This is a genomic window from Ferrimonas pelagia, from assembly GCF_039543565.1.
Classification (GTDB): Bacteria; Pseudomonadota; Gammaproteobacteria; order Enterobacterales; family Shewanellaceae; genus Ferrimonas; species Ferrimonas pelagia.
Window position 1 is genome coordinate 1 of sequence record NZ_BAABJZ010000090.1, and the last position, 13,216, is coordinate 13,216.

The window sequence follows — 13,216 nt, forward strand, 5'->3', positions numbered from 1 at the left end:
AGCATCATTGGGCTCGGCTTCCTTGTCGGCCTGGTTGGTTTGGCGATTGATCAGATCGCACTTTGGAAGCCGAGTTCCCTCCAAATCTGAGAACTCAGTGATCTACATTTCGGAACAGTTATTTAGCCGGCGGCTTTTTGCTGCTGACCCTGCACGGTGCCGGCAGCCTGTCATTGGACAGCAAACTGAGTCAGTGATAAAGCGCGCGGCTTGCGGCACTCTTGTCGCTCCAGCGCCCTCTACCGTGTGCGGGTGGCACTGTCTGGTGGCAGTGACGAGTTCGATTCTATCGGTTAAATCATGGCCACGCTGGGCGCTTGGGGTGGCGAGATCCCGCCTTAGCATCGAGAAAGGCGGACAGATTGGAGGGCGTGATGGGACAATTAGTGAATGGGGTGTGGCACGACGTTTGGTATGACACCGAGCGTCATCAAGGGGAGTTTGTGCGTGAGCAGGCTCAGTTGCGGCATTGGGTCACCCAAGATGGTCGTCCGGGGCCATCGGGCGAGGGGGCTTTAAGGCGGAAAAGGGGCGCTACCACCTGTATGTGTCTTTGGCCTGTCCCTGGGCGCATCGAGTGCTTATCTTCCGTGCGCTCAAAGGGCTGGAAGCGTACATCGGCGTCTCTGTGGTCAGCCCGGATATGTTAGCGCAGGGCTGGAGCTTTGAGCGGGCGGCGGGATCGACGGGCGATGCGTTGCATGAGCGTCAATTTCTGCATCAGATCTACACGGCCAATCAAGCCGATCACAGTGGGCGGGTGACGGTGCCTGTGCTGTGGGATACGCACACCGGCCGCATCGTCAACAACGAGTCGAGCGAGATCATCCGCATGTTCAACAGCGCGTTTGACTCTCTGACCGGCAATACCGACGATTATTGGCCCGAAGTCTTGCGAGAGGCGATCGACGAGATCAATCAGTGGATCTATCAGGATATCAACAACGGCGTCTATCGCACGGGTTTTGCTACCACGCAGGTGGCGTATGAAACGGCTTTCCGACGCTTGTTTGCTGCGCTCGATCGCGTTGAGCTGCGATTGGCGAGCCAACGCTATCTGCTCGGCGCGCGGCTGACGGAGGCAGACTGGCGCCTGTTTACCACCTTGATCCGCTTTGATGCGGTCTATTACGGCCATTTCAAATGCAATCGACAGTTGCTGGCCAGCTACCCCAACCTGTCGGGTTATGTCCGTGAGCTGTATCAATGGCCGGGCGTGGCGGACACCGTTAACTTCGACCACATCAAACGTCACTATTACTACAGCCATGACATGATCAACCCGACCCGCATCGTGCCATTAGGGCCGGAACTGGATCTGAATGAACCCCATGATCGTGGAGGGATCTAGCTGCTTAGTCGGTGATTTGTACTTTAAACTTAACGGTCACTTTATAGAGTATAAGCTCCACCTTGTTGTCGGGCGGATCTAACTGAGTCAACGGCAAACGTAAAACAATATAAAAAGAGGCCGGCTTTCCATGTCATCACTTTCTCACCTTTCGATTGGTCGCAAGCTCAGCCTGTTTCAGGTGTTGTTTGTCGCTCTGCTGTTGCTGTTCTTTGGATATGGCACCTATTCATCAATACAACGGACTGTGAGCGATACCGATGCGCGCTTGCAGGGGCAGGTCGAGATCGCGGCGGGTTTGCTGGCTGAATACCTGGTTTTGGAACCGCAGCTGGGGCGTGAGGAGGCGCAGGCGGCGGCAAAGGCGGCCATCACTGCACAGCGATTTGACGGCGATAACTATTTTTGGGTACTGGATCGCCAAGGTAGTCTGTTGGTTCATCCACATCGGCCGGACAGTCTAGGGCAGGACATGCGGCGGGTGACCGACGGTGTGGGGCATTTTCATTGGCAGTCGATGCTGGACGTTGTTCGGCGTCAGGGGGCAGGTCAAGTGATCTACCATCTGCAGTTGCCGGGACAGCCGGTTTTGGAGAAGCACTCATATGTTCAGCAGGTCGAGCCTTGGGGCTGGGTGATCGGTGCCGGGATCGATACGGTGGAGATCGACGCTGTGATCTGGCAAGCGGTGAAGGAATTAGCACTGGTTGGGATCTTGGGCATCCTGTTACCACTGTGGGTTGGCTGGGCCATTCGGCGGGACATCGTTGAGCCCGTGCATCAGTTAGAGCGCTTTTGTCAACGTTTGGCGCAAGGGGATCTGCGTCATGAAGCCTCGGCGTTGGACGAGCGCCGGGATGAATTGGGTATGCTGTCGCGTGCATTGGGCAAGGCACAAGATGACTTGGCGACCTTAGTTAAGCGGGTCCAGCTGGCGGTAGGTCAGAGCCGTCAACAGGCTGATTTATTGCTTAGCCATAGCCGCGCGAGTCAACAGCAGGTTGCGACTCAGCAAGATCAGTTGACTCAGGTGGCTTCGGCCATGGAACAGATGAGCCAAACGGTCGCGCAAGTGGCTAAGCATGCCGAAGACAGCGCACTGGGGGCTCGTGAGCTCAACGGTTCGAGTCAGCAGGGACAGGCGATCATGCAGCAGGAGCAGCAGAGGATCGAACAGTTGGCTGAGGTGATCCAATCCAGTGCGGGTCAGATCGAGGCTTTGCAAGCCGGAGTGATGGCGATCAACGATGTGACCGCGGTCATCGATGGGATCTCCGATCAAACCAATCTGCTTGCGCTCAATGCCGCCATCGAGGCGGCTCGCGCTGGTGAGCAGGGCCGCGGATTTGCCGTGGTGGCGGATGAGGTGCGTCAGTTGGCGAGCCGAACCCAGCAGTCTACCTCCCAGGTCAAGTGCACGGTTGAACGACTGCAGGGGGATGCCGGTGAGTCAGTGGCAGCGATGCAGCAGAGTCGGGAGTTGGCGGTGAAGGGCGTTGAGGATACTCAGTCGGTAAGCCAAATGTTGGCTCAGATCGGCGAAAGGGTGGATCTTGCCAGTGAACGGGCATCGCAGATCGCAACGGCGGCTGAGGAGCAAAGCGTGGTTGCGGTGCAGATCAACGAAAACCTCTACTCAATCAATGAAGCCGGGCGTGAAGTCGTTCGACTGGCTTCTGAACTGGCCAGTGCAAGTCAGGCCATGGCGGAGGAGTCGAGTGGTTTAGATCAGCAATTGGCCGGTTTTAGAGTCTAGGCAGACTAGACTTAAGGGGTGTTTAGGTTGATGGCCCGGTCTGGGCTCGGAGGTGCTTATGGGTGTCGCCATTCGTGTCAGTGATTACCTCAACAGTCTGGGGATCCCCTATTCCCTGGTGGCTCATGCCCACAGTCAGTCGGCAACGCAGTCGGCGCTCAGCGCGGGGGTGCCGGTACGACAGACCGCCAAGGCGGTGATATTGGAGGATCATGAAGGCCGGCGGATCATGGCGGTTTTGCCCGCGGGCAACCGGCTGATCGTCCGCAAGCTGGCCGAACAGTTGGGACTGGAGTTGCATCTGGTGCCAGAATCCCGTCTCAAGGGCGCATTCGACGATTGTGAACTTGGCGCCTTGCCCGCAGTGGGGGATCCCTACCATGTGCAAGCCGTGTACGACGATCAGCTCGGTGAGGAGCAGGAGATCTATATGGAGGCGGGGGATCATGAACATCTGATCCGGCTCAGTCATCCCGCCTTTCTGACCGTCATAGCCAACCATGCTCATGGTCGGTTCAGCATCGATCGTAGCGCCGATTACGGCCAGCCCAAACGGGGTTGGGACTGGCAGTAACTTGATTGTTTAGAGTGGCTGGCGTATTTAGTCGCCAGCCTTTTCAATGCGTTAAGCCCGAACGAGAGTATTCAAAAGCGCTGATCTATCTCAACGTTAAAAGTAGGTTGAGAGGGTAAGTTGTGGATCCTTTAACAAGAAATGCGAAGGATCTCTCTCGTCATGGTTACACTTTCTCGTCTCTCATTGAGCCGCAAGCTGAATCTTCTGCTCTTGCTGTCGGTGATCGCCACGCTGTCACTGTTGTCATATGCCGCCTGGTATACGACCAAGGACAAGTCATCGGAACTGGATAAAGAGATCGCCAGTGCTGTGCATCTGGCGCACTCTCTCGTGGCGCAGTATCAAGACCGCGAAGGGGAGCTTGGGCGGGAGCAAGCTCAGGCGATGGCGCAGGAGACCCTCAGTGGCCTGCGGTACGATGGTGATAACTATTTTTGGGTCGTGGATCAGCAAGGCACCCTGTTAGTGCATCCGATCCGTCCAGAGCAGTTGGGCCAAGATATGCGTCGGGTGACTGACGGCCAAGGTCATTACCATTGGCAGCAAATGTTGGATATCAGTGCGCAGCAAGGGCAGGGGTTTCTCGACTATCAAGTTATGCTGCCTGGCCGGGCGGCGCAAGAGAAGCATGCTTACGTGCAACACGTCGAGAATTGGGGTTGGGTGATCGGCACTGGTGTTGATGCGGTGGATCGTACCGCCTTGGTATTAGCCGTCATCATCAATCTGGTCTGGGTTTCTATTATTGCCACTCTGGTGACCCAGTTGATCAGCCATTTCATTCGTAAAGATATCGCGACGCCCATTGCCGAGTTGGAGGAGGTGTGTGATCGATTGGCGGATGGCGATCTGCGTCCTATGCACCCGCACCTCAGGTTGCGCGGGGATGAGCTGGGGCACCTGGCTCAGGCATTGGGTAAGGCGCAACAAAATCTCAGCTCCTTACTTGAGCAAGTGCAGGGCGCTGTCTATGGCAACCGCGAACAGGCTCAAGGGATCGCCCAAGCGTGCCAGGCCAGTCAGGAGCAGGTCAATCATCAACAAAGTCAGCTAGAGCAGGTCTCCACTGCCATGAATGAGATGAGTGTGACGGTCTCTGATGTGGCTAAAAATGCCGAGGAGACGGCGATGCACACGGATGCAGTGACCCAGCACAGCGTGCAAGGAGAGCATTTGATGATGAAGACGGAGCAGCAGATCACCGAGTTGACCCAGCGGGTCCGCACCAACTCTGAGCAGATCGCGGCACTGCAGCATGGGGTGACGGCGATTAATGAGGTGACCGAAGTGATCGATGGGATCTCCGATCAGACCAACTTGTTGGCCCTAAATGCGGCGATTGAAGCTGCGCGCGCCGGTGAGCAGGGGCGTGGCTTTGCGGTGGTTGCCGATGAGGTGCGTCAGCTCGCAAGCCGAACCCAGCACTCCACCTCCGAGGTGAAGCAGACCGTTGATCGTCTGCAGAGTGATGCCGGCCAGTCCGTTGCTGCAATGGCGGCCAGTGTGGGTCTGGCCGAGCAAGGGGTTTCGGACACGCACGCCATGGCGGAAGCGCTGCATGAGATGATCGGACTGATCCGTCAGGCGAATGAGCGCAGTGCACAGATCGCAACCGCGGCGGAGCAGCAAAGCGTGGTTGCCGAGCAGATCAATCAAAATCTGCACAACGCGAGTGAGGCCGGTATCAATGTCAGTCGCTATGCTGATCAGTTAGCTCAGTCCAGTCATGCGTTGCTAGCCAATGCCGGGGAGTTGGAGCAAAAGCTGACCAAGTTCAGGCTCTAATCAAGCTGACTCGTGTCATCCGATACCGCATAATGGCGACATATCTCAGGAACGAGGCAGGGAATATGCTCGCTGTAATGCAGAGTCGGTTGGATGCCTATTGGCGCCTGGCGAGATTAGATCGGCCGATTGGTACCTTATTGCTGTTGTGGCCAGCGATGTCGGGCTTGTGGTTGGCGGCCGGCGGTGTGCCGGATCCGTTTGTGGCTGTGGTGTTCTTTGTGGGGGTTTGGCTGATGCGGGCCAATGGCTGCATCATCAATGATTACGCCGACCGCCATCTCGACCGGCATGTGCAACGCACTCGACATCGGCCGCTGGCCAGCGGCGAGATCAGCAGTAAAGAGGCGCTCATGCTGTTCGCACTGGTGGGCCTGGTTTGCTACGCCCTGGTGCTTCAGCTCAACGCCATGACGGTGAAACTGGCCTACGTTGGCATCGTATTGACGGTGATCTACCCCTTTACCAAGCGCTTCCTGCCTGCGCCGCAGATGTTCCTCGGCATCGTCTGGAGCTGGTCCATTCCCATGGCGTTCGCCGCGCAGACCGGCAGTGTGCCCACCCTAGTCTGGTATCTGTTTGCCGCCAATTGGTGCTGGACCGTGGCGTACGACACCATGTATGGCATGGTGGATCGCGAGGATGATCTCAAGGTCGGGATCCGCTCCAGCGCGATCTGGTTTGGTCGCTGGGATCGGCATTGGATCGGGCTGTTTCAGTTCCTGACGCTATTGCTGCTGACTGGGATCGGACTTCGGCTCTCTCTGGGCGTGATCTATGGCCTGGGGCTGGTTGGCATGGCGGGCCTGTTTGTCTATCAGCAACGCCTGATCCGCGCACGCCAGCGCGAAGCCTGCTTCCAGGCTTTTATGAACAATAACTGGGCGGGCGCGCTGCTGTTTACGGCCATCGTGCTGGATTATGCCGTGCTAGGAAGCTAGGAAGCTAGGAAGCTAGGAAGCTAGCAAGCGAGGAACCGAGCAAGCATGAACAAGCCGGGGCGATCCGGCTTGTTCGATCGAGCGTCGATCACGTATTGGCAACGGCCACAGAGCGTTGGTATTGCTCACGGGTTTGGCCAAACCAGCATTGATCGATCGTCCCCTCCGCAAAGTGACCATACACCTTATGGGTGCGGCCAAAGCCACTCTTCTCCAACACCCGCTTACTGGCCTGATTGTTGTCGAAGGTATCGGCCTGGAGCTTGTTGGCTCCCATCTGCTCGAAGGCCAGCTGAGTCAGCAGGCGACATGCTCGACTCGCCAGTCCTTGCCCCCAGCTGCGGTGGGGCAGTTGGTAGCCAATGTCGTAAGTATTGGGCTGCTCTGCGGTGGCGACAATGGCGACCATGCCGGCAAATTGCCCCTGTGGATCCCGGATCGCCAACAGCAGCTGGTTGGGTTGCTGGCCGGCGGCGATGCTGGCGGCCATCGCTGCAAACTGCGGGGTGAAGTAGTCGTAGTAGATCTGCTCGGGCGCAGGGGCGAAGAACAGATACTGATTGACCCGATCATCGGCCAGCATCTGACAGATCGCCGGCATGTCATCCGGACTCAGCAGGTTTAGGCTGTGGGTTGGGCTCAGCGCGATGCTTTCGCCTTTCAGAAGATGGGTCAGTGTCATGATGTCCGCCAGTAGGGAAAATTCGCGGCGGATCATGCCGGTTTGACCGGTGAAATACTGTGACTGTGGACAAAGAATCACCGGTGAAATAAACAACAAGGCATGTCTGCCGAGCTCAAACCCTGGGGGGAAGGTGCGAGCCCGGCTTGAGCGTGCGTTCGGAACGCCCAAGCCGGCTCGGAGCGGCCTAGGGTTGCATGGTTGGCCGCGGCCAATCTTGAGCCCGGTAGCCGTCGGGTTTGGTGGGTTTATGGACCTGAACCAAAGGCTTGTCCGGATCAAACAGTGGCCAGTCATCGGTGCGGAACGGCGAGGCAGGAAAGCCTTCGTGGTTATAAAGCAGATTGCGCTGCGAGGGGTTCATCGCCCAGGCATAGCGAGCGGCAACCGGGCGGGGCACTGCGGGCGAGGAGAGCCGGATCTTATCGCCCAGGATCTCGGCCTCGGCCCAGTGCCATTGCTGATCGTCGCCGGCAATGGCAAAGCTGTCCAGCGGCGCATCCTTGGCGGCCATCAAGCCCTGGCCCACAGCCTCAAAGCTTAGCACCAGTCGATCGCCCGCCACTTGCGTGCCGGTCAGTCGTGGCCCGGTATCCATAGTGTCGAAACCGTAAACTCGGCTGAGCGCCAAGGCGGCATGTCGCAGGCCGATGGGGCGTTTGTTTTTGGGGTGGAGCTCGACCGCGTCACCGGTATCGATGGCGACGGCCAGACCGGTATTGGGCAGCTCTTCACTGGCCAGGCGCATCATTTCGCGATTGACCGCCCAAGGGGCCTCAACGCCTTCAACGGGTAAGGTTTGCGGCGGATTCCAGCTGGGTAATTGGGTGAAGTACACGGGGAGATCTGCGGCCACATTGCCGTCGCTCATTTCGTGCCAGGACTGGCGATAGTAACCGACCAGCTGGGCCAATTGCCGGCGGTAGTTCAGCGCCTGGGCGACATTTTTCGAGTTGCGCTCACCCTGATACCAGATCATCCCTTTGATCCCATAAGGGCGGATCGGGTGGATCATGGCGTTGTAGATATGGCCTGGCATCTGATGGCCCAGATTGGCGGGTTTGGTGATGATCGGCGGTTTCGGTTCACGCTGGCGTCGCGGTGCTGTGCTTGCCAAGGCCAGCTCGGCGCGGTATTGCGTGAGCTGTTGTTGGTAAGTCTCCAGGGCTTGGGTTCGATCGAAGCGTCTCGAACGTCTATCCATATCGGCGATCAGCGCCGTGACGGCCGGATCATCCTGCTGCAGGGTTTTGGGGATCCAGCCTTCAATGGGGGTACCGGCGTACGCCTGCACGATGATCCCGACCGGCACCTTCAGCGTCCGCTGCAGCGTTGCGGCGAAATGGTAGGCCACGGCCGACGTCTGCGCGACCGTCGCCGGTGTGGCCGTCTGCCACTGCCCGCTGGCGTTGTCGAGTAGGGGCTCATGCCAGTGTTGTCGCTGCGAGCGGTAGATCCGCAGATCCGGGTTATCGGCTTGGGCCAACGTGGCCTCGGCGCTAAAGGTATTTTGCATGGCCCAACCCATGTTGGACTGGCCCGCCGCCAGCCAGACCTCGCCGAGCGCCACGTTATTGAAGGTGAGGGTATTGTCACCTGCAATGGTGAGGGAGTGGCTGTGCGGCGCGCCGGGTTGATGGGCGGGTGTTGCCAGCATGAGTTTCCAATTGCCGGCTTGATCGGCCTGAGTTTGGGCGCTGGCCCCCCAACTGGCGTGCACCTGAACCTGCTCGCCGGGATCGGCAAAGCCCCAGATGGCGTTTTGGGTGTCTTGCTGCAGGATCATGTTATCGCCGAACAGGGCGGGCAGCCGGATCTCGGCATGGGCGTGGAGCAGGGCGCTGCTGGCAAGCAGCGCCAACAGACAGTGCTTGGCTAAGAGTGTTTGCATTGTCGCGGTACCAACTGACAGTGGGTTATATTCCGTCGTTGAATATACGACCTCCGCAGCGCTGTTGTTGTGGCCTGGCTTGGGTTTTATTCGGTCAATCGGCAAAAAAACGGCACCGTTAACGGTGCCGAGATCGGCGCAGAGTGCGCTATTTCATATAGGCGTAAGCGTCACCAAACAGGTGGGCTTCATCGATGCCGAGCGTGCGGAAGCGCTCACGCGCGGTACCCGCCATCTCAAACCGACCGGCGATATAGACGTCGTAGTCGTGCAAGCTGACGAAGTCGTCGCAGACGGCGTCGAGCACCGTGCCTTGCCGCTCCCCCTCGATGGGGGTATCGAACACCGGCACAAAGCGCAGTGCCGGATGCTGCGTCAGCCAATGCTCGGCGCGCTGGCGCAGATACATGCTGGCGTTGTCTCTGCAGCCCCAGTAGATAAAGGTGGTTTGTTGATCGCCTAGGGCGATCAGGGTCTCTACTAGACTATGGATGTAGGAGAAACCGGTGCCACCGGCGATCAGGATCCGCGGCCGCTCGGTGTCATTGCGTAGCTGAGCGGCACCAAACGGCGCTTCGATCTCTATGCTGTCATCGGCTTTGAGGCGCTCCAACACTTGCGTGGCGTAGCTTTCCGCCACGGCGGCGCCAATGTGCAATTCGATGTGCGCGTCGCCGGGCTTGGAGGCGATGGAAAAGGGGCGTTTGTCCGCCTCGTCCATGACGATGAGCAGATATTGGCCCGCCTCAAAGGCAAGCGGCGTAGCGGGTTTTAGGCGGATCCGAAAGACGGTATCGCACAGTGGCGTGATGTCCACCAGGTGACAAGGTATTCGACTCATGGTTGGCTCTGCTATCCGTTCTCTGATCCTGTGGCGGGCAGGCCAAATTCGGCCCAGCGGGCATCGACCTGGTTTTTGATCGCCTCGTCCATGACGATGGGCTCGCCCCATTCCCGATCGGTTTCGCCGGGCCACTTATTGGTGGCGTCCATGCCCATCTTGGAGCCCAGTCCCGCCACCGGCGAGGCGAAATCGAGGTAGTCGATGGGGGTGTTCTCCACCATGATCGTGTCCCGGGCGGGATCCATCCGGGTGGTGATGGCCCACATCACGTCGTTCCAGTCGCGGGCGTTCACATCGTCGTCGCAGACGATGATGAACTTGGTGTACATAAACTGGCGTAGGAAGCTCCAGGCCCCCATCATCACCCGTTTAGCGTGACCCGGGTACTGCTTCTTGATGGTGATCACCGCCATCCGGTAGGAGCACCCTTCCGGTGGTAGGTAGAAGTCCTCGATCTCCGGGTACTGTTTTTTCAGGATCGGCACGAACACTTCGTTCAGCGCCACCCCGAGCATGGCGGGTTCATCCGGCGGCCGGCCGGTGTAGGTGCTGTGGTAGATGGCATCACGGCGTAGGGTCATATGGGTGACGGTAAAGACCGGGAAGGTTTCCACTTCATTGTAATAGCCGGTGTGATCGCCATAGGGGCCCTCTTCCGCCTCTAGGCCGGGCTCCAGATAGCCCTCCAGTACCATCTCACAGGTGGCAGGCACCTGCAGTTCGTTGCTGATCGATTTGACCACTTCGGTGCGCTCACCGCGCAGCAGGCCGGCGAAGGCGTATTCGCTCATGCTGTCCGGTACCGGGGTCACGGCACCGAGGATGGTGACCGGATCGGCGCCTAGGGCCACCGAGACCGGGTAGCGCTCGCCCGGGTTCTGACGCTGAAACTCCTGATAGTCCAGCGCGCCACCGCGGTGGGCCAGCCAGCGCATGATCAACTGGTTCTTGCTCAGCAGTTGCTGGCGGTAGATCCCCAGATTCTGCCGCTTTTGATTGGGCCCTTTGGTGATGGTCAGGCCCCAGGTGACCAGTGGCGCGACATCCCCAGGCCAGCAATGCTGGATCGGCAACGCGGTGAGATCGACCGCATCGCCCTTCAGCACGATCTCCTGACAGGGCGCTTTCTTCACCAGCTTGGCCGGCATGTTCAGCGCTTGCTTGAACATGGGCACCTTGGCAATGGCGTCCTTAAAGCCGGACGGCGGCTCTGGCTCCTTGAGGAACGCCAGCAGCTCCCCGACCTGGCGCAAAGCCTTGGGATCGTCCTTGCCCAGTGCCATGGCTACTCGCTTGGGGGTGCCGAACAGGTTGGCCAGCACCGGGGTTTGATGATCTTTGGCGTTTTCAAACAGCAGGGCCGGGCCGCCGGCGCGCAATACCCGATCGCAGATCTCGGTCATCTCCAAGTGGGGATCCACTTCAGCCGTGATCCGCTTCAACTCGCCGGCGTTTTCGAGATGAGTGATGAATTCGCGTAGATCCCTGAACTTCATAGGTTGGTTTTCTCTGGCGTGGTGTGATGTCCGTCTCAATATGGCGCCCATTATAACGACGGCATTGAGGCTTGTCCCTGTGACTGGAGCGTCGGATGGTGATGAATTAGGCTAACGGTAAGGTCACAAAGACCGGGAGGGCGTATGGGTAAGAGGTGGGCAGTGATCGGCGCGATGTGGCTGGCCTGTGGGCCAATGGGCCACGCGGCGGAGGTGCAGGTGCATCTTGGCAGCGGTTGGTATGGACCGAGTTATGGGCTCGGTTGGGGCAGGCACCATGGCGCTCGCTATCGATGGGATCGGCGCGATAACCGCTATCGGTATGATCCCTGGTTTCAGCACTATCGTCAGGATCTGCGCCGGCGGGAGCGGACGCGGCGGGCGGTGACGCGCCCGGCGCCGGTGACGGTGATCCCCGAGCGGCAGCGCACCGTGCAGCACGACACGACAGCGCGCGGCAGCCGCGCGGCCTTGCCCGCCAATGCGCGGATCGTGCAAACCGATGCGGGCACGCGCTATCTGTGGCAGGGGGTGTGTTACCGCTTTGACTGGCAGCAGAAGCGCTATCAGGCGGAGGATTGTCCTGAGTCAAACTGAGGTGAAATAGGCAGGACGGCAGACGTTTAAGCCCTAGTGGGCACTGGTCGCCTTAGCGTAGGATCGCAATTGTATCTGTCTTTTTTTGCCTTTGTTACAAGGAAGTGGAGTATGAAACCTGTTGTATTGGGCTTAACCGCCCTGTCGTTACTGCCGGGCGTCGCGTTGGCGTCCGCATTGGTGGATGCCCGTAGTGGTGCCATGGGGGGCGTGGGGATCGCCTCGGGCAATTTTACCTCGGCCGATCTGAATCCGGCGCTGCTGACCCGCGCGACCGAGCAACAGCGCTTTGCCATGCGTTTGGGCGTGGGGGCGGTGATCCGCGATGTGGACAATACCATCGACGACGTGGATCAGATCCAAGACACCCTGGACGCGTTCGAGGCGGTGATCGACCGGCAGGATCCGAACGATCTGCCGGAGGCGCAGCGTCTGGCCGAGTTGGCCATCAATCAACTGGAGGCGCTGGATCAGGCCAACCCGACTGGCAGCGCTGAGCCGGCGCTGGGCTTCTATGTGCCGAGCCAATCCTTGGGTTTCAGCTTGACCTTGGGGGCGCAGGCGAGGGTCGATGGCCGTTTCCATTTCGATGAGAGCGATCGGACGGTGCTGGAGCAGGCGCTGCAGACCGGCCAGTTCGATCAGGAGGACATTCTCTCCTATGCCGACGCCAATGCCGTCGTGGTGTCGGAGTTGAAGCTGGGCTTTGCCCGCTTATTTAATGCGCGCGGGATCGGCGAGTTTGCGCTTGGGATCGCGCCTAAATGGCAGCGACTCGACAGCTATTTCTATCGCGCCACCGTGGCTGAGTTTGATAAGGATGAGCTGACGTCGGACGACAATATGACCGACAGCACCCAGTTCAATCTCGATCTGGGGCTGCACAAGGGCTACGGGCCCTGGCAGTTCGGCCTGGTGGCACAGAACCTGATGGGTCATAGCCTGCGCAATGTCGAGCAGCAAACCCTCAAGCTCAAGCCGAGCTACACCGGCGCGGTGGCTTACCAGCACAATGGCTTTACGGCTGCGCTGGATCTGGATCTGGCGGAGGATCGCTCGTTCGAAGCGTTCATGTTGCCAAGTCAGTGGGCCAAGGTGGGCTTGGAGTATGACTTTGGTGGTCACTTCCAACTGCGGGGCGGCTATCGCAGTGATCTGGCCAGCAACCATGGCGATCGGGCCACAGTCGGGTTGGGGATCAGCCCTGGGCGTCTGGTGAGCCTGGATCTGGCCGGTGAATTTGGCGATGACGACGAATACGGTGTGCGTCTGCAGTTGGGATTGAATTTCTAACCG

10 protein-coding genes and 1 pseudogene are annotated in these 13,216 nt (G+C 58.9%); 7 read left to right on the forward strand and 4 right to left on the reverse strand.

Annotation, left to right across the window (positions count from 1 at the left end):
• The first annotated feature begins 374 nt into the window (after nucleotides 1-374).
• The 5 genes and pseudogenes from ABEA08_RS14320 to ubiA all read left to right on the forward strand — a co-directional run bounded on the left by ABEA08_RS14320 (nucleotide 375) and on the right by ubiA (nucleotide 6,410).
• Nucleotides 375-1,351: pseudogene (locus ABEA08_RS14320) on the forward strand (glutathione S-transferase family protein).
• Between the two features lie 130 nt (nucleotides 1,352-1,481).
• Complete coding sequence (locus tag ABEA08_RS14325; RefSeq protein ID WP_345336023.1) at nucleotides 1,482-3,107, forward strand: methyl-accepting chemotaxis protein; 1,626 nt, start codon at nucleotides 1,482-1,484, stop codon at nucleotides 3,105-3,107.
• A gap of 58 nt (nucleotides 3,108-3,165) precedes the next feature.
• On the forward strand, nucleotides 3,166-3,681 hold the full coding sequence (locus tag ABEA08_RS14330; protein ID WP_345336024.1) for an aminoacyl-tRNA deacylase: 516 nt from the start codon (nucleotides 3,166-3,168) through the stop codon (nucleotides 3,679-3,681).
• A gap of 162 nt (nucleotides 3,682-3,843) precedes the next feature.
• Nucleotides 3,844-5,469 (forward strand): methyl-accepting chemotaxis protein, encoded by a 1,626-nt coding sequence (locus tag ABEA08_RS14335; protein ID WP_345336025.1) that lies wholly within the window; start codon nucleotides 3,844-3,846, stop codon nucleotides 5,467-5,469.
• A gap of 65 nt (nucleotides 5,470-5,534) precedes the next feature.
• Nucleotides 5,535-6,410 (forward strand): 4-hydroxybenzoate octaprenyltransferase, encoded by an 876-nt coding sequence (gene ubiA, locus ABEA08_RS14340; protein ID WP_345336026.1) that lies wholly within the window; start codon nucleotides 5,535-5,537, stop codon nucleotides 6,408-6,410.
• 88 nt (nucleotides 6,411-6,498) lie between these two features.
• Here the strand turns inward: ubiA and ABEA08_RS14345 are convergent, their stop codons facing one another.
• The 4 genes from ABEA08_RS14345 to ubiD form a co-directional block, all read right to left on the reverse strand.
• Complete coding sequence (locus ABEA08_RS14345; RefSeq protein WP_345336027.1) at nucleotides 6,499-7,128, reverse strand: GNAT family N-acetyltransferase; 630 nt, start codon at nucleotides 7,126-7,128, stop codon at nucleotides 6,499-6,501.
• 151 nt (nucleotides 7,129-7,279) lie between these two features.
• Entirely contained in the window at nucleotides 7,280-8,983 is a 1,704-nt protein-coding gene (locus ABEA08_RS14350; protein ID WP_345336028.1) for a sialate O-acetylesterase, read from the reverse strand.
• A 148-nt stretch (nucleotides 8,984-9,131) separates the two neighbouring features.
• The gene (gene fre, locus ABEA08_RS14355; RefSeq protein ID WP_345336029.1) at nucleotides 9,132-9,824 is read right to left on the reverse strand and encodes an NAD(P)H-flavin reductase; all 693 of its coding nucleotides are present in this window, start codon (nucleotides 9,822-9,824) and stop codon (nucleotides 9,132-9,134) included.
• A gap of 11 nt (nucleotides 9,825-9,835) precedes the next feature.
• Complete coding sequence (ubiD, locus tag ABEA08_RS14360; RefSeq protein WP_345336030.1) at nucleotides 9,836-11,323, reverse strand: 4-hydroxy-3-polyprenylbenzoate decarboxylase; 1,488 nt, start codon at nucleotides 11,321-11,323, stop codon at nucleotides 9,836-9,838.
• A gap of 144 nt (nucleotides 11,324-11,467) precedes the next feature.
• Here ubiD and ABEA08_RS14365 point away from each other — a divergent pair, with 144 nt between their 5' ends.
• Complete coding sequence (locus ABEA08_RS14365; RefSeq protein WP_345336031.1) at nucleotides 11,468-11,920, forward strand: hypothetical protein; 453 nt, start codon at nucleotides 11,468-11,470, stop codon at nucleotides 11,918-11,920.
• Nucleotides 11,921-12,031: 111 nt separating this feature from the next.
• Nucleotides 12,032-13,213: a conjugal transfer protein TraF gene (locus ABEA08_RS14370; RefSeq protein WP_345336032.1), complete on the forward strand. Its 1,182-nt coding sequence runs from the start codon at nucleotides 12,032-12,034 to the stop codon at nucleotides 13,211-13,213.
• Nucleotides 13,214-13,216: the final 3 nt, after the last annotated feature.

What these genes read in the sequence shown, in the direction of transcription:
- ABEA08_RS14325 (WP_345336023.1), top strand. Translation starts at nt 1,482, where the DNA reads ATGTCATCACTTTCTCACCTTTCGATTGGTCGCAAGCTCAGCCTGTTT.
- ABEA08_RS14330 (WP_345336024.1), top strand. Translation starts at nt 3,166, where the DNA reads ATGGGTGTCGCCATTCGTGTCAGTGATTACCTCAACAGTCTGGGGATC.
- ABEA08_RS14335 (WP_345336025.1), top strand. Translation starts at nt 3,844, where the DNA reads ATGGTTACACTTTCTCGTCTCTCATTGAGCCGCAAGCTGAATCTTCTG.
- ubiA (WP_345336026.1), top strand. Translation starts at nt 5,535, where the DNA reads ATGCTCGCTGTAATGCAGAGTCGGTTGGATGCCTATTGGCGCCTGGCG.
- ABEA08_RS14345 (WP_345336027.1), bottom strand. Translation starts at nt 7,128, where the DNA reads ATGATCCGCCGCGAATTTTCCCTACTGGCGGACATCATGACACTGACC.
- ABEA08_RS14350 (WP_345336028.1), bottom strand. Translation starts at nt 8,983, where the DNA reads ATGCAAACACTCTTAGCCAAGCACTGTCTGTTGGCGCTGCTTGCCAGC.
- fre (WP_345336029.1), bottom strand. Translation starts at nt 9,824, where the DNA reads ATGAGTCGAATACCTTGTCACCTGGTGGACATCACGCCACTGTGCGAT.
- ubiD (WP_345336030.1), bottom strand. Translation starts at nt 11,323, where the DNA reads ATGAAGTTCAGGGATCTACGCGAATTCATCACTCATCTCGAAAACGCC.
- ABEA08_RS14365 (WP_345336031.1), top strand. Translation starts at nt 11,468, where the DNA reads ATGGGTAAGAGGTGGGCAGTGATCGGCGCGATGTGGCTGGCCTGTGGG.
- ABEA08_RS14370 (WP_345336032.1), top strand. Translation starts at nt 12,032, where the DNA reads ATGAAACCTGTTGTATTGGGCTTAACCGCCCTGTCGTTACTGCCGGGC.